This window comes from Roseiterribacter gracilis (assembly GCA_018332375.1).
In the GTDB taxonomy this organism is placed as follows: domain Bacteria; phylum Pseudomonadota; class Alphaproteobacteria; order BOG-932; family Roseiterribacteraceae; genus Roseiterribacter; species Roseiterribacter gracilis.
The window spans coordinates 3,228,112-3,247,867 of sequence record BOPV01000001.1 but is presented as its reverse complement, the minus strand read 5'-3'; the positions used below and the strand labels follow the sequence as shown (position 1 = coordinate 3,247,867).

Annotated in this window: 19 protein-coding genes and 1 pseudogene; 12 read left to right on the top strand and 8 right to left on the bottom strand. The window is 63.6% G+C overall.

Annotation, left to right across the window (positions count from 1 at the left end; translation table 11 throughout):
- Nucleotides 1–14 precede the first annotated feature (14 nt).
- Nucleotides 15–2,471: a penicillin-binding protein 1A gene (locus TMPK1_RS16220; RefSeq protein ID WP_420244261.1), complete on the top strand. Its 2,457-nt coding sequence runs from the start codon at nucleotides 15–17 to the stop codon at nucleotides 2,469–2,471.
- On the opposite strand, the gene TMPK1_RS16215 is transcribed toward TMPK1_RS16220, so the two are convergent.
- The gene (locus tag TMPK1_RS16215; RefSeq protein WP_420244260.1) at nucleotides 2,468–3,043 is read right to left on the bottom strand and encodes a TetR/AcrR family transcriptional regulator; all 576 of its coding nucleotides are present in this window, start codon (nucleotides 3,041–3,043) and stop codon (nucleotides 2,468–2,470) included. The genes TMPK1_RS16220 and TMPK1_RS16215 overlap by 4 nt on opposite strands.
- Nucleotides 3,044–3,142: 99 nt before the next feature.
- Between TMPK1_RS16215 and TMPK1_RS16210 the strand changes: the two are divergent.
- Nucleotides 3,143–4,418, top strand: a pseudogene (locus TMPK1_RS16210) (MFS transporter).
- A 160-nt stretch (nucleotides 4,419–4,578) separates the two neighbouring features.
- Entirely contained in the window at nucleotides 4,579–4,998 is a 420-nt protein-coding gene (locus tag TMPK1_RS16205) for a hypothetical protein (protein ID WP_420244259.1), read from the top strand.
- A 39-nt stretch (nucleotides 4,999–5,037) separates the two neighbouring features.
- On the opposite strand, the gene TMPK1_RS16200 is transcribed toward TMPK1_RS16205, so the two are convergent.
- From TMPK1_RS16200 to TMPK1_RS16185, 4 genes are all read right to left on the bottom strand, one after another.
- On the bottom strand, nucleotides 5,038–5,577 hold the full coding sequence (locus tag TMPK1_RS16200) for a DUF1697 domain-containing protein (RefSeq protein ID WP_420244258.1): 540 nt from the start codon (nucleotides 5,575–5,577) through the stop codon (nucleotides 5,038–5,040).
- Nucleotides 5,574–6,596, bottom strand: a complete 1,023-nt coding sequence (locus TMPK1_RS16195; protein ID WP_420244256.1) for a COX15/CtaA family protein — start codon at nucleotides 6,594–6,596, stop codon at nucleotides 5,574–5,576. Before TMPK1_RS16195 ends, TMPK1_RS16200 begins: the two co-directional genes overlap by 4 nt.
- Nucleotides 6,593–7,417: an alpha/beta hydrolase gene (locus tag TMPK1_RS16190; RefSeq protein ID WP_420244254.1), complete on the bottom strand. Its 825-nt coding sequence runs from the start codon at nucleotides 7,415–7,417 to the stop codon at nucleotides 6,593–6,595. Before TMPK1_RS16190 ends, TMPK1_RS16195 begins: the two co-directional genes overlap by 4 nt.
- A gap of 71 nt (nucleotides 7,418–7,488) precedes the next feature.
- Nucleotides 7,489–7,752, bottom strand: coding sequence for an usg protein (locus TMPK1_RS16185; protein WP_420244253.1), 264 nt, complete (start codon nucleotides 7,750–7,752; stop codon nucleotides 7,489–7,491).
- 291 nt (nucleotides 7,753–8,043) lie between these two features.
- Between TMPK1_RS16185 and groES the strand changes: the two genes are divergently transcribed.
- The 5 genes from groES (at nucleotide 8,044) to TMPK1_RS16160 (ending at nucleotide 15,084) form a co-directional block, all read left to right on the top strand.
- On the top strand, nucleotides 8,044–8,358 hold the full coding sequence (gene groES, locus TMPK1_RS16180; RefSeq protein ID WP_420244251.1) for a co-chaperone GroES: 315 nt from the start codon (nucleotides 8,044–8,046) through the stop codon (nucleotides 8,356–8,358).
- Between the two features lie 45 nt (nucleotides 8,359–8,403).
- Nucleotides 8,404–10,047, top strand: coding sequence for a chaperonin GroEL (gene groL, locus TMPK1_RS16175; protein ID WP_420244250.1), 1,644 nt, complete (start codon nucleotides 8,404–8,406; stop codon nucleotides 10,045–10,047).
- Nucleotides 10,048–10,244: 197 nt separating this feature from the next.
- Complete coding sequence (locus tag TMPK1_RS16170) at nucleotides 10,245–12,326, top strand: methyl-accepting chemotaxis protein (protein WP_420244249.1); 2,082 nt, start codon at nucleotides 10,245–10,247, stop codon at nucleotides 12,324–12,326.
- A 90-nt stretch (nucleotides 12,327–12,416) separates the two neighbouring features.
- Entirely contained in the window at nucleotides 12,417–14,498 is a 2,082-nt protein-coding gene (locus tag TMPK1_RS16165) for a methyl-accepting chemotaxis protein (RefSeq protein WP_420244248.1), read from the top strand.
- Nucleotides 14,499–14,673: 175 nt separating this feature from the next.
- Nucleotides 14,674–15,084: a Spy/CpxP family protein refolding chaperone gene (locus tag TMPK1_RS16160; RefSeq protein ID WP_420244247.1), complete on the top strand. Its 411-nt coding sequence runs from the start codon at nucleotides 14,674–14,676 to the stop codon at nucleotides 15,082–15,084.
- Nucleotides 15,085–15,240: 156 nt separating this feature from the next.
- Here the strand turns inward: TMPK1_RS16160 and TMPK1_RS16155 are convergent, their stop codons facing one another.
- The 3 genes from TMPK1_RS16155 to TMPK1_RS16145 are packed head-to-tail and all read right to left on the bottom strand — an operon-like array spanning nucleotide 15,241 to nucleotide 17,264.
- Entirely contained in the window at nucleotides 15,241–16,557 is a 1,317-nt protein-coding gene (locus TMPK1_RS16155) for a hemolysin family protein (RefSeq protein WP_420244246.1), read from the bottom strand.
- A gap of 38 nt (nucleotides 16,558–16,595) precedes the next feature.
- Nucleotides 16,596–17,006, bottom strand: a complete 411-nt coding sequence (locus tag TMPK1_RS16150; protein ID WP_420244245.1) for a tellurite resistance TerB family protein — start codon at nucleotides 17,004–17,006, stop codon at nucleotides 16,596–16,598.
- A 12-nt stretch (nucleotides 17,007–17,018) separates the two neighbouring features.
- Entirely contained in the window at nucleotides 17,019–17,264 is a 246-nt protein-coding gene (locus TMPK1_RS16145; RefSeq protein ID WP_420244244.1) for a CDGSH iron-sulfur domain-containing protein, read from the bottom strand.
- Between the two features lie 76 nt (nucleotides 17,265–17,340).
- Between TMPK1_RS16145 and mutM the strand changes: the two genes are divergently transcribed.
- The 4 genes from mutM to rpsT all read left to right on the top strand — a co-directional run bounded on the left by mutM (nucleotide 17,341) and on the right by rpsT (nucleotide 19,745).
- Nucleotides 17,341–18,189: a bifunctional DNA-formamidopyrimidine glycosylase/DNA-(apurinic or apyrimidinic site) lyase gene (gene mutM / locus TMPK1_RS16140; protein WP_420244242.1), complete on the top strand. Its 849-nt coding sequence runs from the start codon at nucleotides 17,341–17,343 to the stop codon at nucleotides 18,187–18,189.
- A gap of 15 nt (nucleotides 18,190–18,204) precedes the next feature.
- Nucleotides 18,205–18,564: a hypothetical protein gene (locus TMPK1_RS16135; protein WP_420244241.1), complete on the top strand. Its 360-nt coding sequence runs from the start codon at nucleotides 18,205–18,207 to the stop codon at nucleotides 18,562–18,564.
- Complete coding sequence (locus tag TMPK1_RS16130; protein ID WP_420244240.1) at nucleotides 18,561–19,337, top strand: enoyl-CoA hydratase; 777 nt, start codon at nucleotides 18,561–18,563, stop codon at nucleotides 19,335–19,337. The genes TMPK1_RS16135 and TMPK1_RS16130 overlap by 4 nt, the downstream gene beginning before the upstream one ends.
- A 144-nt stretch (nucleotides 19,338–19,481) precedes the next feature.
- Nucleotides 19,482–19,745 carry a 30S ribosomal protein S20 gene (rpsT, locus tag TMPK1_RS16125; RefSeq protein ID WP_420244238.1) on the top strand — a complete coding sequence of 88 codons (264 nt, stop codon included), beginning with the start codon at nucleotides 19,482–19,484 and terminating at the stop codon, nucleotides 19,743–19,745.
- Nucleotides 19,746–19,756: the final 11 nt, after the last annotated feature.

Sequence of the window (19,756 nt, the reverse complement as noted above, 5' to 3'; positions counted from 1 at the left end):
CCAAGGATTTCTCAATGCGCGTGCTTGCCGTTCTGTTTTCGGCCTTCGCCTTTTTGGCGATCGTTGGCCTCGTGGTTCTGATCGTCGCGTTCAAAACGCTGACGAAGGACCTGCCCGACTATTCGACCTTGAAAGAATACGAACCCAAGGTCGCGACGCGCATTCACGCCGGCGACGGACGCATGCTGGCCGAGTTCGCCACCGAGCGCCGCATCTTCGTTCCGATCGATGCAATCCCGCAGCGTCTGGTGAATGCGTTCCTGTCGGCCGAAGACAAGAATTTCTACGAGCATGACGGCGTCGACATCGGCGGCAGCGTGCGCGCCATGTTGACCAACTTGAAGAATGCCGGCGGCAACCGCCGCCCGATCGGCGCGTCGACGATCACGCAGCAGGTCACGCGCATCTTCTTCCTGAACAACGAAGTCAGCTATGTACGCAAGGCGAAGGAAGCGGTGCTCGCCTATCGCATCGAAAGCGTGCTGTCGAAGCCGCGCATTCTCGAAATCTATCTCAACGAGATCAATCTCGGCTTCCAGTCGTACGGCGTCGCTGCTGCAGCCCAGGCCTATTTCGGCAAGTCGCTCGACGAGCTGAACCTGTCGGAAAGCGCTTTCCTCGCCGCGCTGCCGAAGGCGCCGCACAATTACAATCCGCTGCGCCACTACGAAGCTGCAGTCGCGCGCCGCAACTACGTCATCGATCGCATGCTCGAAGACGGCGTCGTCACCGATGCCGAAGCGAAAGAAGCCAAGGCGCAGGCGATCACCGTGCGCCAGCGCGACGCCGACACCGTCGTCGCCGGACATTTCACCGAAGAAGTGCGCCGCCAATTGATCGGCCGCTATGGCAGCAACGGTCTCTATGGCGGCGGTCTGTCGGTGCGCACGACCTTGGATCCCAAGCTGCAACAGATTGCGGTCACCGCGCTGCGCCGCGGCCTGATCGATTACGACGAACGCCACGGCTATCGCGGCGCCGTGCAGCAATTCAAAACGATGAATGATTGGGCCAAGCAGCTGGCCGCCATTCCGGTGCCCGAAGGTGCCGATACGTGGCGCGCTGCAGCGGTGCTCGAAACCGGCAAAGAACACGCAAAGATCGGATTCGCCGACGGCAAAACCGCCGAGCTGCGTTTGGCCGACGTCAAATGGGCGCGACCGGTGTTGGCCACAGGCGGCCTCGGTGCGTTTCCGAAAGACGTCGACTCGGTGGTGAAAGTCGCCGACGTGATCTACGTCGAAAATCTTCCGGTCGATGAAAAGCCGGCGCCGGTCGCCAAGCCGAAGAAGGGCGAAGCGCCGAAAGAAGAAGCGCCGGTGGCGATGCGTTGGAAGCTGCGTCAGGTGCCCGCCGTCAACGGTGCGTTCGTTGCGATGGATCCGGAATCGGGCCGCGTGCTGGCGATGGTCGGCGGCTTCTCGTATGCGACCAGCGAATTCAATCGCGCGACGCAGGCGATGCGCCAGCCGGGTTCGAGCTTCAAACCATTCGTCTATCTGACCGCGCTCAATAACGGCTTCACCCCGTCGACGATCGTGCTCGACGAGCCGGTCGAATACGACCAGGGCCCGGGCCTGCCGCGTTGGGCGCCGGAAAATTACGGCGGCGGCTTCTATGGTCCGATGCCGTTGCGCGTCGCGCTGGAAAAGTCGCGCAACGTCTGCACCGTGCGCGTCGCCGCTGCGATCGGTATGCCGAAGATCGTCGAGACCGCGCGCAAGTTCGGCATCGTCGACAACATGCCCGCGGTTCTGTCGATGGCGCTGGGCGCCGGCGAAACGACGTTGATGCGCATGGTCACCGCCTATTCGATGTTGGCGAATGGCGGCAAACGCATCCAGCCGACCTTGATCGACCGCATACAGGATCGCTACGGCAAGACGCTGTATCGCCACGACCAACGTGGTTGCGAGTACTGCACCAATGTCGGTTGGGGCAAACAAGCGACGCCGTTGCCGCCCGACGATCGCGAACAGATCGACGATCCGCGCACCGTCTATCAGTTGACGCAAATGCTGGAAGGCGTCGTGCAACGCGGCACCGCCGCGATCGTCGGCCAGTTGCGTCGTCCGTTGGCAGGCAAGACCGGCACGACAAACGAATCCAAAGACGTGTGGTTCGTCGGCTTCTCGCCCAACCTCGCAGCCGGTGTGTTCATCGGCTACGACGATCCCAAGCCGATGGGCGACAAGGAAACCGGCGGCGGCGTGTCGGCGCCGGTGTTCAAGGAATTCATCGCAAAGGCATTGGCCGACGAACCGCCGACACCGTTCCGCATTCCGTCCGGCTTGAAGCTGGTGCGTATCGATCCGTCGACCGGCAACCAGACTGGTCTCGGCGATCCGCGCGCGATCTGGCAGGCCTATCTGCCGGGCACCGAACCCGGACGCGGCGACGATCAGATGGTCGGCAACGATTTGTCGAAAGCGACGCCGGCCGCAACGACGGGTACGGGCGGGCTGTACTAGCCCGCTGCTGCAGCTTTCAACGACGCAACGCTGGCGGTGCGGATTTCATCCGCCAGCGCACGACTGTCGACCGCGCGTGCCAGCACGACCGTGCCGACAAGCTGCGCCATGGTCGCGATTGCGGCGCGGCGGCGCGCTTCTTTGGTGCGGCCCGGCGACACTTCGACCAACACGGCGAGCAACCCTTCCAGCCCGTCGGTGAAGGTCGCGCGCACTGCGTCGCCCTGGCGCGCTGCATCGGCTGCGAGCGCCGCAAACATGCAGCCGCCCAGCTCGTCGCAATGACGCTTGCTGAGATACTGGTCGACCAGCGCGTCGAACGGACGTTTCGGATTGGCTTCGACCGTGGCGCGCCATTTCGCTGCCGATGCGTCGTGCTGTAGCTGGCTCGCTTCGATCGCGAGCTGCTCTTTCGAGTCAAACTGACCGTAGAAGCCGCCATGCGTCAGGCCGGCTTCTTTCATCAGATCGGCGACGCCGATCCCATCGAACCCTTTCTGCCGAAACAGACGGCTGGCGGTCGCAACGACATGCGCCCGGTTCTCGGCGGCCTTTTCCCGACTGACCCGCATCGCTCATGGCTCCTCTGCGCCCCAGCGCTTGACAGACATATATGACACCCATCATCTAAACGCAAGTTTGATGATGATCGTCATTTAAGAGGCTTGGCCATGCTGTCCGCGCATCTCGCCCCCTTTCTCGCGCGCCGCAGCGTGCATTACGGCTGGGCCGTCGTCGTTGCGACCTTCCTGACCTTGCTCGTCACCGCCGGCGCCGTCGGCGCGCCGGGCGTGTTGATGGTGCCGCTGCAACGCGAATTCGGCTGGAGTGCCGCGGACATTTCCGCCGCGCTGGCGGTGCGCATGTTGTTGTTCGGCCTGCTTGGTCCGTTTGCGGCGTCGTTCATGAACCGCTTCGGCGTGCGCCGAGTCGTGACGATCGCGCTGCTGATGATCGCATCGGGCCTGATCCTGTCGCTGCAGATGACGCATCTCTGGCAGTTGGTCTTCACCTGGGGAATCGTGCTCGGCGTCGGCACCGGCCTGACCGCGCTTGTGTTGGCGGCGACGGTCGCGACACGCTGGTTCAACCGCACGACGCGGTCTGGTTGTCGGCTTGCTGACCGCAAGTTCTGCAACCGGTCAGCTCGTTTTTCTGCCGCTGCTTGCGTCGCTCACCGAACGCTATGGCTGGCGCAGCGCGTTGCTCTTCGTCGTCGCGATGATTGCGCTGGCCGCAATCGCGGTGATGGCCTTGATGCGCGACCGGCCGTTCGATCTTGGCCTGGCACCGCTGGGCGAAACCACACCGGTCGCACCCCCGCCCGTCGATCGTAGCTTTTCCGCGCTGTTCGCAACGCCGCTGCGCGTGTTGCGCGATGCGGCCGGCACGCGCGTCTTCTGGATTCTCGGTGCGACGTTTTTCATCTGCGGCGCCAGCACCAACGGTCTCGTGCAGACTCACTTCGTCGCCTTGTGCGGCGACTACGGGCTCGCTGCCGTCACGGCTGCGAGCATGCTGGCGCTGATGGGTCTGTTCGATTTCGCCGGCACGGTCGGATCGGGCTGGCTGTCGGACCGGTTCGACAATCGCTGGCTGCTCTTCTGGTATTACGGGCTGCGCGGCCTATCGTTGCTGTTCCTGCCGTTCACCGATTTCTCGCTCTACGGCCTGTCGATCTTCGCGATGTTCTACGGTCTCGACTGGATCGCGACCGTGCCGCCGACCGTGCGCCTGACCGCCGACAAGTTCGGTCGCGAACGCGCCGGCATGGTGTTCGGCTGGATCTTCACCTTCCACCAGATCGGCGCCGCGTTCGCAGCCTTTGGCGGCGGCTTCTCGCGCTCCAACTTCGCGACCTATCTGCCTGCATTCATCGTTGCCGGCGCACTGTGCCTGGTCGCATCGTTGCTGGTGATGACGTTACGCAAACCGCAGGCGGCCTAGGCCGGAGGAAACATAGCGCCGGATTGCCGTTATTCCCGCCATGCGGAAACGCTTGCCGAATCTGCTTCGGAACGGTCAGTTGGCCGACATGAAATCGATTCTGCGCGCGATCTTTAACCGGCACCGTTCTGCCGCGACCGTAGTGCCCGAGGCTGGACCCATGGCGGGCAGCTTTCGTGCCGAAGCGAAGATTCAACAAATCGCAGAGGCCTATGCGCTCGACGTGGTCGATTTCGCGCGCGCGCAGTTCGATGTCGAACTGGATTTTTCCGACGCAAGCGTACAGCAGATCGAAAAAATTCTGGGGCAAATGTACGAAGACGCTCGGCGCGTCCGGCCGCCACAGAAGGCGATTGACGATTACGGCAAGGCATTCGGCTTTTACGTCGGCGAGATCTTCCGGCGCAATCACGGTGCGGCGTGGGGCATCACCACGATGAACGGCGAAGAATATACGGGCATGCAGGGCAAGGGCGGCAATCTGTTCTGGCCGGGCGGCAAGACGCAGAAGCGCCTGACCAACGGTCCGGAAGACAATGTCTGGCACTATTTTCAGATCATGATTCAGCCGCAGCAGTAATTGAAAAGCCGCACATCAAAGACGTGCGACCTCGTTCGATTAGCTCTGCGCCAAGACCTGGAGTTTGCGCACCGTGTTCCAGTTGCGCGCGGTGCCGCGCGTTCCCAGCTTGCGCTCGATCAGCGCGGTGGTGATGCGCGATTCACCGACGCCGTCGGGATAGTAGAGATAGGCGCAACGGCCGACGATCTTGGCGCGTTCGGTTCCGCCCTTCATCGCCGCCTGTAACTCGGCGTCGGATGCGGGCACGTCACGCAGCACCATCGCGAGCAGATGGCTGGGATCGTCGTCGGCCTGTTGCGGGAATGGATTGGCCGCGATGATCGCGTCCCAATCGGGCACGGTGCGCACAAAAATATCAGTCTTGAGACCGAACTGCGCCTCGGTCTCTTTCTCGAGCAGTTTCTCGAGCGCCGATTCTTTCTTGGCGCCGCCGTCGAACACGAGATTGCCGCTGGCGATCAGGGTGCGCGGATTGCCGAGACCGAGCTCACCCGCCATCGCGCGCAACGGCGCCATTTGCAGCTTGGTTTTGGCGCCGAGATTGACCGCACGATAGAGCGCGATGCGGATCGTCATCGCGCGTGCCTGGACCCAAGTTCGAAGACCAGCATCGTCAGCGCTCCGAGCAACAGAATTGCATTCGCTTGGTGCAGCGCGCCCAGCCAGACCGGCACGTGCGACAGCACCGTCGCAACGCCCAGCGCGACCTGCAACACAACGAGATGCGCCGCGATCAGGCCCCAGCGTTTGACCGGTCGCGCCAGACCGATCGCACGCGCCGAAAGCGCGATGACGAGCAGACAGGTGCAATAGGCCAGCAGCCGGTGCGTGAACTGTACCGTCGCATGGTTCTCGACGAAATTGATCCAAGCGGGCGCGAGGTCGAGCCATTCCGACGGCACCAAGGACAGACCCATCAACGGCCAGGTGTCGTAGACAAGACCGGCGCGCAAGCCGGCCGTGAACGCACCCCACACGATCGTGATCGCAAGCAGGGTGAAGGCGGCGATTGCGTGGCCGCGCAGCCGCAATGTTTGCGTCGTTGCATTCGGACGCGGCGAAGATATGCCGCGCGCGATCCAAATCGTTGCAACGAAAATCGCCAAGGCGAGAACCAGGTGCATCGCCAGCCGGTAGTGGCTGACCGACGGACGATCGACCAGACCGCTCGCTACCATGAAGGCGCCGACCAGACCCTGCAGTAGGCCAAGACCGAACAGACCCAGGATCGGTCGCGTCCAGCCGCGCGGAATGGCGCGCTTCAGCAGAAACCACACGAACGGCACCGCATAGACGATCCCGATCAGATGGCCCCACAAACGATGCAGCCATTCCCAGAAAAAGATCTGCTGGAAATCGGCGAGCGTCATGCCCGCATTGACCAGCCTGTATTGTGGCGAGTCCTTGTAGAGCGCGAAGACGCGTTCCCACTCTGCGTGCGACAGCGGCGGCAGCATCTGCGCCACCGGCTTCCATTCGACGATCGACAGACCGCTTTCCGTTAGACGCGTGACCGCACCGATCACCGCCATGGCGAAAACCATCGCAGCAGCAAACAACAGCCACAGTACGACTGCGCGCGGACGTTCGGTCATCGTGCTTCCATCTTCTGCAGCATCGCCGTCAACGAAGCGAAGACCGGTGGCTCCAATAGAATGTCGTGCGGTTGGCCCGGCAGGATCGTGACCGACACGTTGCCGCCGCGCGCCTTCAACATATCCGCATAAAGTTGCGTGAAGCGTGGCGGCGTCAGCTCGTCATCGCTGCCGACCAGCAGCTGCACCTGCGTCGTCGGCCGGACGCGATCGACCAGCGCCAGCGGTGACAGGCTGTCGACCGGCAACAACCAGAAGGGTGCCCATTGCTTCCAAAACATGTGGCGGCGAAAGGCGGGCAGATCGCACGGGCACGACACCAGCATCGCGCCGTCGGCGAGGTTGGGCGTGGTGCCGATCACGTTGCCAACAATTGCTGCGCCACCGGAATGTCCGACCAGCACGACCGAGCGCGCAGCAAAAAGCGCCTTCAGTTCGTCGACTGCAGTGGCGACGTCGGCAACGACATCTTTGGTGTAGTTGTCGCCGGTGGTGCGGCCGCGTTCGCCGTCCGATGTCTCACCGTCACCATCGGTATAGCCGGGGCGCAACAAGCCGACCGCAACGACATCGACGTTAGACGCGGCGGCGCGGCGCGCAAACAGATATTGGTAGGACGGATTGCGAAACGGTGAGTCGCCGTGCAGCACGACGACGAGTTGCGGATGATCGCTCGACGCGGGACTGCGATAGGCGCGCGCTTTCAAACGATGTGTCGCGCCTTTGAGCCAGATCGTTTCGCCCGGCGGCCCGTCTTGCGCATGCGCCGACGACGTCAATCCGAGCAACACCAACGCTGCAGCGAGGCCGCGAAATTTCATGGGCCCGCACATAGCAGGTCGGGCCCGGCCCGGCATCTACGCCGCGCCGTCGCACCTCGTGCGATCGGCGATCAGTGCAGGATCAGTTCCGTCCCGACCAGACGCAGTTCACCGGGCGTGATCAGCTTCTGACTTGCCACCTGCACCGAGTGAAGCTTGCCCTCGATCTTGGCGGTCCAGAAATCTAGGAACCGGTGCAGGACCGGAAATTTCGGCGCCAAATCGTAGTCCTGCCACAGGAAGCTCTGCAGCAGCGTCGGGTGGTCGGGCATGTGGTAGAGGATTTGTGCCGTGGTGAGACGGTAATCGTCGAGCTGGCGGATCAGATTGGCCATGACGCTCCTTGTACTCGATCCGGCCTGTTTGGCCGGGTCCAGCGGGACATCAGGGACAAAGAACAGGACGCCCCGCCTTCGGTCCAACCAGCGTCGGGCCCGAATCGTTCGCGCGTCTACAATTTTTCCGTGTGCTTCCAATAATTTAGCAGCCCAGGCGAAAGAGTGCTGCCGGGTTCCTTGAAGCGCCAGGGACTCTCCTCTATCTACCGCTGGCACTCACCGGGTGGGACTGCTAACAGCGCCCGCCGGTGACAACCCTACTCCATTCGATCGTTGGGAGATCGCCTTATGAAATTCCGTCCCCTGCACGACCGGGTGCTGGTCCGCCGTATCGAGTCTGAAGAGAAGACCCGTGGCGGCATCATCATTCCGGACACCGCTAAGGAAAAGCCGCAGGAAGGCGAAGTCGTCGCCGTCGGCGCCGGCGCTCGTGATGAGAGCGGCAAGCTGATCCCGTTGGACGTGAAGGCCGGCGACCGGATCCTGTTCGGCAAGTGGTCCGGCACCGAGGTCAAGCTCGATGGCGAAGACCTGCTGGTGATGAAGGAAAGCGACATCATGGGCGTCCTCGAAGGCGCCGCCGCTTCCAAGAAGGCCGCCTGAGCGACCTGCTCGTCCAGCCCAATCAGATAATCAAGGAATCAAAACATGGCTGCTAAAGATGTTAAATTCGGCGCCGACGCGCGCCAGCGCATTCTGCGCGGCGTCGACATTCTTGCCGACGCGGTAAAGGTCACGTTGGGCCCGAAGGGTCGCAACGTGGTGATCGACAAGTCGTTCGGTGCCCCGCGCATCACCAAGGACGGCGTCACCGTCGCCAAGGAAATCGAGCTTTCGGACAAGTTCGAGAACATGGGCGCGCAGATGGTGCGCGAAGTCGCTTCGAAGACGAACGACCTGGCCGGTGACGGCACCACCACCGCGACCGTGCTCGCCCAGGCGATCGTTCGCGAAGGCGTGAAGTCGGTTGCGGCCGGCATGAACCCGATGGACCTGAAGCGCGGCATCGACCTCGCGGTCAGCGCCGTCGTCGAAGACATCAAGGCGCGTGCCAAGAAGGTCTCGACCAACGAAGAGATCGCCCAGGTCGGCACGATCTCGGCCAATGGCGAAACCGAAATCGGCGCCATGATCGCCAAGGCGATGGACAAGGTCGGCAACGAAGGCGTGATCACGGTGGAAGAGGCGAAGAGCCTCGAGACCGAACTCGAAATCGTTGAAGGCATGCAGTTCGATCGCGGCTACCTGTCGCCGTACTTCATCACCAACGCCGAGAAGATGATCGCCGAGTTGGAGAACCCGTACATTCTTCTCCACGAGAAGAAGCTGTCGGGCCTGCAGGCGATGCTGCCGGTGCTGGAATCGGTGGTGCAGTCGGGCCGTCCGCTGCTGATCATCGCGGAAGACGTCGAAGGCGAAGCGCTGGCGACCCTGGTCGTCAACAAGCTGCGTGGCGGTCTGAAGGTCGCTGCCGTGAAGGCGCCGGGCTTCGGTGATCGTCGCAAGGCGATGCTGGAAGATCTCGCGATCCTGACCGGTGGTCAGGTCGTCTCGGAAGATCTGGGCATCAAGCTCGAAAACGTGAACCTGCAGATGCTGGGCACCGCCAAGCGCGTGCGCATCACCAAGGACGACACGACGGTCATCGACGGCGCTGGCGCCAAGAAGGACATCGAAGCGCGTACCACGCAGATCCGTGCGCAGATCGAAGAAACCACGTCGGACTACGACCGTGAAAAGCTGCAGGAGCGTCTGGCGAAGCTGGCTGGCGGCGTTGCCGTCATCCGCGTCGGCGGCGCGACCGAAGTCGAGGTGAAGGAACGCAAGGATCGCGTCGAAGACGCGATGCACGCGACCCGCGCCGCGGTGGAAGAAGGCATCATCGCTGGCGGCGGTACGGCTCTGCTGTACGCAACCAAGGCGCTGGCTGCTGTGAAGTATGCCAACGACGATCAGCGTCGCGGCATCGACATCATCAAGCACGCGCTGCAGGCGCCGATCCGTCAGATCGCCGAGAACGCCGGCAATGACGGCGCTGTGATCGTCGGCAAGCTGCTGGAGAAGGGTGACTCGAACCAGGGCTTCGACGCGCAGTCGGGCGAATACGCCAACCTCGTCGCCAAGGGCATCATCGACCCGGTGAAGGTGGTTCGCGTTGCTCTGCAGGATGCGGCCTCGGTCGCCAGCCTGCTGATCACGACCGAAGCGCTGGTTGCTGAGAAGCCGGAGAAGAAAGCCGCTGGCGGTATGCCGGGCGGCGGCATGGGCGGCATGGGCGATATGGACTTCTAAGTCCAAGTCGTCCGCGCTGGTCCAAGCGCAAACGAACGAGGGGCGGCCTGCAAGGGCCGCCCCTTTTTCGTGTCTCCGTTCGTATCGAACAGCGGGCATTCGTATATCCGGCTGGTCGGTGGCTGGCCTTTACACGCAGGCTTTACGAAATTCGCGCGAGAAATCACCGCCCGTCCAAGCTCGCGAAAGAATTTCGAATGACGACCAGAACCGGATCCGTTTCGACCGTCCTCGGTGGCGTCTTGCTGCTGTTGTCGCTGGTGCTGGTGGCCGCATTGGGCGTGTTGATGCGTGATGCGTGGCACGAGACCGCGCTTGCCAGCCGCGTTCGGCTGCTGGCCGAAGCCGATCGCGAAATCTTCCAGGCAACGCAGCTGGTGCGATCGTCGCGCGGCACGACGCAGACGCTGCTTCTGTCGCAGGACGATCCGAAGAAGGCGCTGGCCGACATCAAGAAAAACCAGCTCGCCCAATCCGAGCGCGCCTTGAAGGCGATCGACGGGCTCGACCTTGCCAATGAGAAACAACTGATCGGCACCGTCCGCGACAAGCTGAAAGCAGCCGACGTGGCGCACAGCGCCGTCGACACCGAAGCGGACAAACCCAAAGCCGAGCGCGACGTGAAGAAGACCGACGGCTGGTATGCCCAAGCCGGTGCGGTGTCGGAATCGCTCAACGACGCGTCGCGCTTTATCGCGGCCGAAGCCCGCATCGCCGACGCGGAAGTCGGCGAACTCGTCACGATTCGCCAGCTGGCCTGGAATGCGCGCGAACAGATCGGCAGCGAATGTTCGCTGACGCGCGGCACGATCGCGACCGGCGCCAAGCTAAAACCCGACATGCGCGCACAGCTCGAACGGTATCGCGGTAGCGCGCAGGGCGCGCTTGCGGGCGTCGATGACATTCTGGTTCGCGCGGCGCTGTCACCGCCGGTGCGCACGGCCGCTGATACGGCGCGCAACAACCTCAAAGCCAACATCGCGCAGCGCGATGAGATTTACGGCAAGCTCGACGATTCCGGCACCGCCCATACGTCGCCGGAAGAATGGACCAAAGTCTGCAACGGCCCGTTCGGGCCGCTGATCGGCTTGGCCGACGCCGCCAACGGCGCGATGCGCGAAAGCGCCGACAAGCGTCACGGCGATGCGCAAACCCGCTTGCTGATCGCGACGGCTGGTCTGCTGGTCGCGCTGGCGACTGCGGTCGGCGCCGGCCTGATCGTGCGCCGCCGCGTGCAGACGCCGCTGAAGACCTTGATCGCAGCAATCGAACCGATGGCGCGCCGCAACTACAGCGAGCCGGTCACGCAGTTCAATCGCAGCGACGAGTTCGGCACCATGGCGGCGACGCTGGAGACGTTGCGCCAAGGCGCAATCGAAGCCGAACGTTTGAGCGCGGCCCAGCTCGAAGCACAGAAGGCCGAACTGGCGCGCGGCGAACGGATCGCGCAGCTGTGCCAGGATTTCGATCACCGCGTCGCGCAAGCGATCGAGATGCTGGCCTCGGCCGCAACCGAGATGCGTGCCTCGGCCGAAACCATGTCGACCACCGCCGACGAAACCAGCCGCCAGGCAACCGTTGTTGCGGCGGCGTCGGAAGAAGCCTCCGCCAACGTGCAGACGGTTGCTGCCGCCACCGAAGAACTCAGCGCGTCGATCGCCGAGATCGGGCAGCGTGTCGGCCATTCCGCAACCATTGCCGGCAGCGCGGTCGCGCGCGCCGGATCGACCAACGACAAGGTGCAAGGTCTGACCGAAGCGGTCGGCCGGATCGGCGAAGTCGTCGGTCTGATTCAGTCGATCGCTTCCCAGACCAATCTGCTGGCGCTGAACGCAACCATCGAAGCGGCGCGCGCAGGCGAGCTTGGCAAAGGCTTTGCCGTCGTCGCGTCGGAAGTGAAGGTGCTGGCCAATCAGACCGCCAAAGCGACCGAAGAAATCTCAACCCATATCGCGACCGTGCAGGGCGCCACCCAGGACACGGCAGCGGCGATTTCCGGCATTGGCGGCACGATTTCCGAGATGAGCGAGATCGCAACCGCGATTGCCGCTGCAGTCGAAGAGCAAGGTGCAGCGACCAACGAAATCGCGCGCAACGTCGCCGAAGCCGCACGCGGCACCGCCGACGTCTCGTCGACCATTACCGCCGTCAATCGCGGCGCCGGTGAGACGGGTGCTGCCTCGGGCGAAGTCTTGTCGGCCGCGTCTGACCTTGGCCGTCAAGCCGAACAGCTTCGTCTGCAGGTGAATGAGTTCCTGGCGCAGATCCGCGCCGCGTAAGGCTGGCGCAGCACGACTTCACTTCGGGTTTACGAACTTCCCGTCAGAAATCCTTTTGCGCCCGCTCCCAGTCACGAAAGAACCTTCTCGATGACCACCAAGTCCGGCTCCGTATCGACCGTCCTCGGCGGCGTCTTGCTGCTGTTGTCGCTGGTGCTGATCGCGTCTCTCGGCGTGCTGCTGCAAGACGCGGTGCGCGAAAGCAAAGTGTCCAGCCGTGTGCGCCTGTTGGCTGAAGCCGATCGAGAAATCTTCCAGGCCACGCAGCAAGTACGCCTCACACGCGGTTCGACCCAGACCGCGATCCTGGGCCAGGACGATCCCAAAGCGACCTTGGCCGATCTGCGCAAAAAGCTGCAGGCGCAGATCGACGTCGCGTTGAAGTCGATCGACGGCGTCGATCTGGCGAACGAGAAGCAGCTGGTCGACGACATTCGCGCCAAGATCAAAGCCGCCGATGCGGCCAATGCCGAGATCGATGCCGAAGGCGCCAAGCCGAAAGCAACGCGCGATCTCAAAGCGACGATGGGCTGGTACGGCAAAGCCGGCGCGATGGCGGACGCGTTGAACGAAGCGTCGCGCTTCATCGCCGCCGAAGCGCGCATTGCCGATCCCGAGATCGGCGAACTCGTCACCATCCGCCAACTATCCTGGGCAACGCGCGAGCAGATCGGCAACGAATGCTCGGCAATCCGCAGCAACGTCGCGACGTCGGCCCGTATCAAACCCGACCTGCTGGCAACGCTGGGCCGGTATCGCGGTGCTGCGATGGCGACGATGGGCGCCATCGACGACATTCTGATCCGCAACGCCCTGTCACCCGCGACACGCACCGCTGCAGCGACGGCGCGCGAACAACTCAAAGCGGCCTTCGCCGAACGCGACGCGGTCTATGCCAAGTTCGACGATAGCGGCACCGAACAACTATCCGCCGACGCCTGGAACACGATCTGCAACAAGCCGTTTCCGTCGGTCATTGCGGTCGCCAATGCGGCCAATACCGCGATGACGCAACGCGCCGACGAACGTGGCGCCCACGCGCAACGCGGCATGGTCGTCGCTTCGGCCGGCCTGCTCGTCGCGCTTGCGATCGCGACCGGCGCTTTCGTGATCGTGCGCCGCCGCGTGCAGCAGCCGTTGAAATCGCTGATCGAAGCGATCGAACCGATGGCGCGTCGCAACTACGCCCAGCCAGTGGCGCAGTTCGCGCGCAACGATGAATTCGGCACCATGGCAACGACCTTGGAAGCGTTGCGCGAAGGTGCGCTGGAGGCCGAGCGGCTAAGCGCGGCCCAGCTCGAAGCACAGAAGGCCGAACTGGCGCGCGGCGAACGGATCGCGCAGCTGTGCCAGGATTTCGATCACCGCGTCGCGCAAGCGATCGAGATGCTGGCCTCGGCCGCAACCGAGATGCGTGCCTCGGCCGAAACCATGTCGACCACCGCCGACGAAACCAGCCGCCAGGCAACCGTTGTTGCGGCGGCGTCGGAAGAAGCCTCCGCCAACGTGCAGACGGTTGCTGCCGCCACCGAAGAACTCAGCGCGTCGATCGCCGAGATCGGGCAGCGTGTCGGCCATTCCGCAACCATTGCCGGCAGCGCCGTCGCGCGCGCCGGATCGACCAACGACAAGGTGCAAGGTCTGACCGAAGCGGTCGGCCGGATCGGCGAAGTCGTCGGTCTGATTCAGTCGATCGCTTCCCAGACCAATCTGCTGGCGCTGAACGCAACCATCGAAGCGGCGCGCGCAGGCGAACTTGGCAAAGGCTTCGCGGTCGTCGCCTCGGAAGTGAAAGTGCTGGCCAACCAGACGGCGAAAGCGACTGAAGAAATTTCGATGCATATCGCAACCGTGCAGGGTGCCACGCAGGACACGGCGTCGGCGATCGCGGGCATCGGCGGCACAATTTCCGAGATGAGCGAGATCGCAACCGCGATTGCCGCTGCAGTCGAAGAGCAAGGTGCAGCGACCAACGAAATCGCGCGCAACGTCGCCGAAGCTGCACGCGGGACGTCGGAAGTTTCGCAGACGATCACGATCGTCAATCGCGGTGCGGGCGAAACCGGTGCCGCGTCGGGCGAAGTTTTGTCGGCTGCGGCCGATCTTGGCCGCCAGGCAGAGCAGCTTCGCTTGCAGGTGAATGAGTTCCTGGCGCAAATCCGCGCCGCGTAATCACACCAGCGCGCGACGTGAATTGGGGCCCGGTGGCAACGCCGGGCCCTTTTTCGTACCCGAACGCGACAAGCGTCCCGCCAGCAACGGCGCGTTACCTGTGCCGTCGCATGTCGGCCGCAATTGCCGCCGTGAATGGGCGTGATCCCGAAAGGGAGCAACGCTAGAGGATACAATGCGCACGAAGTTGATCCGCGTCGCCCTGAGCGCCGTGATGTTTGCCGCCGCGCTCCCCGCAATGGCCCAAACCAATTCGGGGACGAATACGCCGACCCCGCCCACGCTTGAACAGATGCGGACGATGACTCCGCAGCAGCGCCAGGATCTGCGCGCCCAGCTCAAGGCGATGTCGCCCGAGCAGCGCCAGCAGTTCCACGAACAGATGCGCGCCCAACGCAAAGCCGCGTGGGATGCAATGACGCCGGAACAGAAGGCGGCGAAGAAAGCCGAGTGGCAGAAGCACCGGCTTGAGCACAAAGCGAAGGTCGACGCTTTCGTGAAGACGCTGGACCCGGCGCAGAGGAAAGCGTTCGACGAATTGCATCACCGCGGACCGCATGGAAATCCGGCCGGCGACGTGAAGTAAGCAAACCGACTGCCGGCACGACCGACCTACCCTCGGTCTTGCCGGCGCGCGTCGCGACCGTCCCTCGCGACGCGCAGCGCCGGCCCGATCGTCGCACGCGGATCGGGCCGGCTTTTCTTTATCTTTGGTTTGCCGCGTTTTCCCGAGGGAAAACGCTCAGCCGCCGCCGGTGTCGTCGAGCAGCTGGTCGGGTTTGGGCGGGTGGGCCAGCACCTTGTCGACGCGGCGCCCGTCCATATCGATCACTTCGAACACCCAGTTCGCATGTTTGACCTTGTCGCCGGTCTTCGGCACGCGGCCGAGCGCGATCAGGATAAAGCCGCCGACCGTGTCGACATCGTCTTCGCCCGGCAGCTCGTGCAGGCCGAGCCGCAGCTTCATGTCTTCGATCGCGGTCATACCGTCGACCAGCACCGAACCGTCATCGCGCGTAACGAAGGCCTCGTCTTCGTCGCGCCCCGCTTCGGGCAAAGCACCAACCGCCGCTTCGAGAATATCGGTCAAGGTCACCAGACCTTCGAAGCCGCCATATTCGTCGACCACCAGCGCCACGCGCGCGCCGGCTGTGCGCAACACTTCCAGCGCTTTCAGAATGTCGGTCGCGTCGTAGAGAACCGGTGCTTTTTCGACCAGCGCCGCGAGATCAAACGCAACGCCGTCGATCGCGCATTGCGTCAGCTGGCGCAGATGCACGATGCCGGCAATGTCGTCGAGCGAACCACGCCCAACCGGAAAGCGCGTGTGGCGGCTTTCTTCGATCGTGCGCATCACCTCGTCGCGCGTCGCATTCAGCTCCAGCCAATCGACGTCGCCGCGCGGCGTCATGATCGACCGCACCGACCGGTCGCCAAAGCGCAACACGCGATCGACCATCTCGCGTTCGGCGGGCTCGAACACGCCGGTGCGCGCGCCTTCGGCGATCAACATGCGCACTTCTTCTTCCGACACCGCGTCGCGCTGCTGCGCCATACTGCCGAACAGGCGCAGCACCAGATTGCCCGACCATTCGAGCACGACCGCAACCGGCGCACCGACAACGGTGAACCAGCGCAGCAGCGGCGCCACGCGTGCGGCAATCGGTTCGGCGTTGCGCAGCGCCAGCTGTTTCGGCACCAGCTCGCCGACGATCACCGAGAGATAGGTCGTGAAGGCGACGACCAGCGCGAAGGCGATGGTCGGCGCGTATTCGGCCGGCACGCCTTGCGCTTCCAGCCAGTCATGCACCGGTTGCGACAGGGCGGCACCCGAGAATGCACCTGACAGAACCGAGATCAGCGTGATGCCGATCTGCACCGTCGACAGGAACCGACCAGGATTTTCACCAAGTTCGAGCGCAGCACGTGCGCCGCGTCGTCCGCGTCGCGCCATTGCTTGCAGCCGCGCGCGGCGCGCCGACACGATGGCAAGTTCCGCCATCGCGAACCAACCGTTCACGACGACGAGCGCAAAGATGATGAGGACGTCGACGAGCATGGGCCCCGCGCCGCGCAATCGCGCAGCTGATTAAATTGTCAGGCGAGTGCGTGTCGGGCGCGGGCGCCGCGTTCGATGGCGGCAGCTGCAAGCGGATCGACGTTCAGCCGTTCGCCGATGATCTCGAGCAAGCGCAGCGCCTCCTGGCTCGGATGGTGATCGGCAGCCGCGACTTCGACCGCCAGCGCGTAAGCGGTTTCGTGCAGCTTGGCGGGCAGGGCGCGGCCGATCCCGTCGATCATCGTTTCCAGATCTTCGTCGGTTTCGACGGCGCGCGCGAAATCCTGCGCGATGCCGGGCAGCCGCTCGGGATCAAATCCAGTGAACACCGGCAGATACCGCACGTTGGCGGTGATCGTGTGCAGCTCGGCGTCGCTGAGTTCATCGTCGCACGCTGCGACCAGCATCATAACGGTAATCAGCGCGCGCTGCGGATCTGACATCAACATTGTCATCGCCCTTCAGAGCTTGTTGTGGCTGCCATCGCACAGCGGCGGTCGGCCCGTGCGCTTGCAGCCGCAGAAATAGAGATCCCGCGTTTGCGTCGCGCGGTGTTCGATCGGCGCGAACGCGGTACCGGCATGGCTTCCGTCGCAGAAAGGTTGCGTCGCAGCGCGGCCGCACGCGCACCAAAAATACGTCTTGCCGGCTTCGACCTCGATCGAAAGCGGTCCCGGATGCGCGACGCGTGGCAGCTCTTGGTTCATGCCGGCGGGATCGTAGACCAGCGGCGCACAGCTCGCCTATCCCTCGGCCTGCCGGACGCACTACATAGACGGCCGCATGCCTGAACTTCCTGAAGTCGAAACCGTTGCGCGGGGCCTGGGCGCGATGCTGACAGGCCGCCGCCTGGTCCATGTTGCAACCGCACGCGGCGATCTGCGCGCGCCGTTTCCCAAAGATTTCGCCAAGCGGCTGGAAGGCCGGCGTGTTTGCGATATCCGGCGCCGCGCCAAGTACATTTTGATCGAGTTGGATCAGGACCTGATCTGGCTGATCCATCTCGGCATGACCGGCAAGTTCACGGTCCATCCGCCGCGCTCGCCGCAGCCGCTCGACGATCCGCACGACCATGTGCGCTTTGACACCGATGACGGCGCGCATGTGCGGTTCAACGATCCGCGCCGCTTCGGCGTGATGGATCTGCTGCATCGCTCAGAATTAACCACGCACAAGATGCTGGCCGAGCTGGGCCCCGAGCCGTTCGACCCGGCGCTCGACGACGCAAGCTTCTCTGCGTCGCTGGCGGGCAAACGCACGCCGATTAAAAGCGCGCTGCTCGATCAGCGCGTGATCGCTGGTCTCGGCAATATCTATGTCAGCGAGGCGCTGTTCCTGGCCGGCATCAGCCCCAAACGACTAGCCGGTTCCGTCGCCGGCGCGCGCGCTGCGCGCCTACTGCCCGCCATCCGCAAAGTGCTCGACGCGGCGATCAAAGCCGGCGGTTCGACCTTGCGTGATTTCGCCGGCGCCAGCGGTGAGCTTGGCTATTTCCAGCATCGCTTCACGGTCTATGACCGCGAGGGCCAGAAATGCCCGGGCTGCGACTGCAACGTCGCCGCCACCGGTGGCATTCAACGCATGGTGCAAGCCGGCCGCTCGACCTTCTATTGCCCGCGCAAGCAGCGGTGAGTTAGGACGCACGGCATGCTGCAACGTTCGCTTTTGATCCTGGTCGCCGTGTTCGCGCTTGGCGCAAGCACCTGGATCGACGGCGTCGAAGATCTGCCGTTGATGCCGCAACTGACGCGGTCGGCGACGCCGCCGGTCGTATTCGACAAGCCCGAAGGCCGCATCGTGCAGGCCAGCGCCGAAGGGCTGGTGCCGGCCAGCGACGTGCGCCGCTTTTACGAGTCGTCGTTGCCGCAACTCGGCTGGGTTGCAGCAGGACCGCTGCGCTGGGTGCGCGGCAAAGAAAAACTGACCATCGAACTAACCGCCACACACACGCGCACAACCGTGCGATTCACCGTGGCGCCAGAACGCAAAGCAGGAGAGCGGGAATGAGTTTCGACATGATCCTTACCGAAACGCGCGGCGCGGTCGGCCTCATCACGCTCAACCGCCCCAAAGCGATGAACGCGCTGTGCGATCAGCTCTATACCGAGCTGGGCGTGGCGCTGCATGCGTTCGACGACGATCCTGCAATCGGCTGCATCGTGCTGACCGGCAGCGAGAAAGCCTTCGCGGCGGGCGCCGACATCAAAGAGATTCAGGCCAAGACGTTTCAGGACGTCTACGCCGAGGAATTCATCACCAAGAAGTGGGAAGAGGTCACCAAGCTGCGCACGCCGGTGATCGCTGCGGTTGCGGGCTATGCGCTCGGCGGCGGCTGCGAGCTGGCGATGATGTGCGATTTTATTCTCGCCGCCGACACGGCGAAATTCGGCCAGCCTGAAATTACGATTGGCACGATTCCGGGTGCCGGCGGCACGCAGCGTCTAACGCGCTTTGTCGGCAAGTCGAAGGCGATGGAGATGGTGCTGACCGGCCGCATGATCGATGCGGTCGAGGCGGAACGGAGCGGTCTCGTCAGTCGTATCGTGCCCGCCGCCGAACTGTTGGAGGACGCGCTGCGCACGGCCGAGAAGATCGCCGCCTTCTCGCGTCCGGTCGTGTACATGGCCAAGGAAGCGACCAACCGCGCCTACGAAACCACGCTCGCCGAGGGTGTGCGGTTCGAGCGCCGGTTGTTTCACGCCAGCTTCGCGCTCGAAGACCAAAAAGAGGGCATGGCCGCCTTCGCCGAGAAGCGGAAACCGAACTTCAAAAACCGATAAAAGTCCGCGCACTGAACGCGGTGGTGCGGCGGATCCGCCGCACCCCGCGCACATGCCAAACCTGTGCATAGATTCGATTGACTCATCCAGGACCCATCCGTAGGGTCCGCGGCTTCTCAATCGGACCAGCAGATAGACCAAGCGATGGCGCACCATAAATCCGCGAAAACGCGCATCCGTCGGAACGCCCGACGCGCCGAAATCAATGGCGACCGCGTGGGTCGCATCCGCACCTTCGTGAAGAAGGTTGAAGCGGCAATCGCGAGCGGCAACGCCGCCGAAGCCAAGAGCGCCTTCAAGGACGCCCAGCCCGAACTGCAGCGCGGCGCGCAGAAGGGCGTGATGCACAAGAACACGATCGCGCGGAAGCTTTCGCGTCTCAGCTCGCGGATCAAGGCGCTCGCCTGACCCAGGCGGGC

Excerpts from the sequence above, each read along its gene's own strand:
- TMPK1_RS16195 (WP_420244256.1), bottom strand. The coding sequence starts at position 6,596 with ATGACCGAACGTCCGCGCGCAGTCGTACTGTGGCTGTTGTTTGCTGCT.
- TMPK1_RS16155 (WP_420244246.1), bottom strand. The coding sequence starts at position 16,557 with ATGCTCGTCGACGTCCTCATCATCTTTGCGCTCGTCGTCGTGAACGGT.
- TMPK1_RS16160 (WP_420244247.1), top strand. The coding sequence starts at position 14,674 with ATGCGCACGAAGTTGATCCGCGTCGCCCTGAGCGCCGTGATGTTTGCC.
- TMPK1_RS16130 (WP_420244240.1), top strand. The coding sequence starts at position 18,561 with ATGAGTTTCGACATGATCCTTACCGAAACGCGCGGCGCGGTCGGCCTC.
- groL (WP_420244250.1), top strand. The coding sequence starts at position 8,404 with ATGGCTGCTAAAGATGTTAAATTCGGCGCCGACGCGCGCCAGCGCATT.
- mutM (WP_420244242.1), top strand. The coding sequence starts at position 17,341 with ATGCCTGAACTTCCTGAAGTCGAAACCGTTGCGCGGGGCCTGGGCGCG.
- TMPK1_RS16150 (WP_420244245.1), bottom strand. The coding sequence starts at position 17,006 with ATGTTGATGTCAGATCCGCAGCGCGCGCTGATTACCGTTATGATGCTG.
- TMPK1_RS16185 (WP_420244253.1), bottom strand. The coding sequence starts at position 7,752 with ATGGCCAATCTGATCCGCCAGCTCGACGATTACCGTCTCACCACGGCA.
- rpsT (WP_420244238.1), top strand. The coding sequence starts at position 19,482 with ATGGCGCACCATAAATCCGCGAAAACGCGCATCCGTCGGAACGCCCGA.
- TMPK1_RS16215 (WP_420244260.1), bottom strand. The coding sequence starts at position 3,043 with ATGCGGGTCAGTCGGGAAAAGGCCGCCGAGAACCGGGCGCATGTCGTT.
- TMPK1_RS16190 (WP_420244254.1), bottom strand. The coding sequence starts at position 7,417 with ATGAAATTTCGCGGCCTCGCTGCAGCGTTGGTGTTGCTCGGATTGACG.
- groES (WP_420244251.1), top strand. The coding sequence starts at position 8,044 with ATGAAATTCCGTCCCCTGCACGACCGGGTGCTGGTCCGCCGTATCGAG.
- TMPK1_RS16170 (WP_420244249.1), top strand. The coding sequence starts at position 10,245 with ATGACGACCAGAACCGGATCCGTTTCGACCGTCCTCGGTGGCGTCTTG.
- TMPK1_RS16200 (WP_420244258.1), bottom strand. The coding sequence starts at position 5,577 with ATGACGATCCGCATCGCGCTCTATCGTGCGGTCAATCTCGGCGCCAAA.
- TMPK1_RS16165 (WP_420244248.1), top strand. The coding sequence starts at position 12,417 with ATGACCACCAAGTCCGGCTCCGTATCGACCGTCCTCGGCGGCGTCTTG.
- TMPK1_RS16220 (WP_420244261.1), top strand. The coding sequence starts at position 15 with ATGCGCGTGCTTGCCGTTCTGTTTTCGGCCTTCGCCTTTTTGGCGATC.
- TMPK1_RS16135 (WP_420244241.1), top strand. The coding sequence starts at position 18,205 with ATGCTGCAACGTTCGCTTTTGATCCTGGTCGCCGTGTTCGCGCTTGGC.
- TMPK1_RS16205 (WP_420244259.1), top strand. The coding sequence starts at position 4,579 with ATGGCGGGCAGCTTTCGTGCCGAAGCGAAGATTCAACAAATCGCAGAG.
- TMPK1_RS16145 (WP_420244244.1), bottom strand. The coding sequence starts at position 17,264 with ATGAACCAAGAGCTGCCACGCGTCGCGCATCCGGGACCGCTTTCGATC.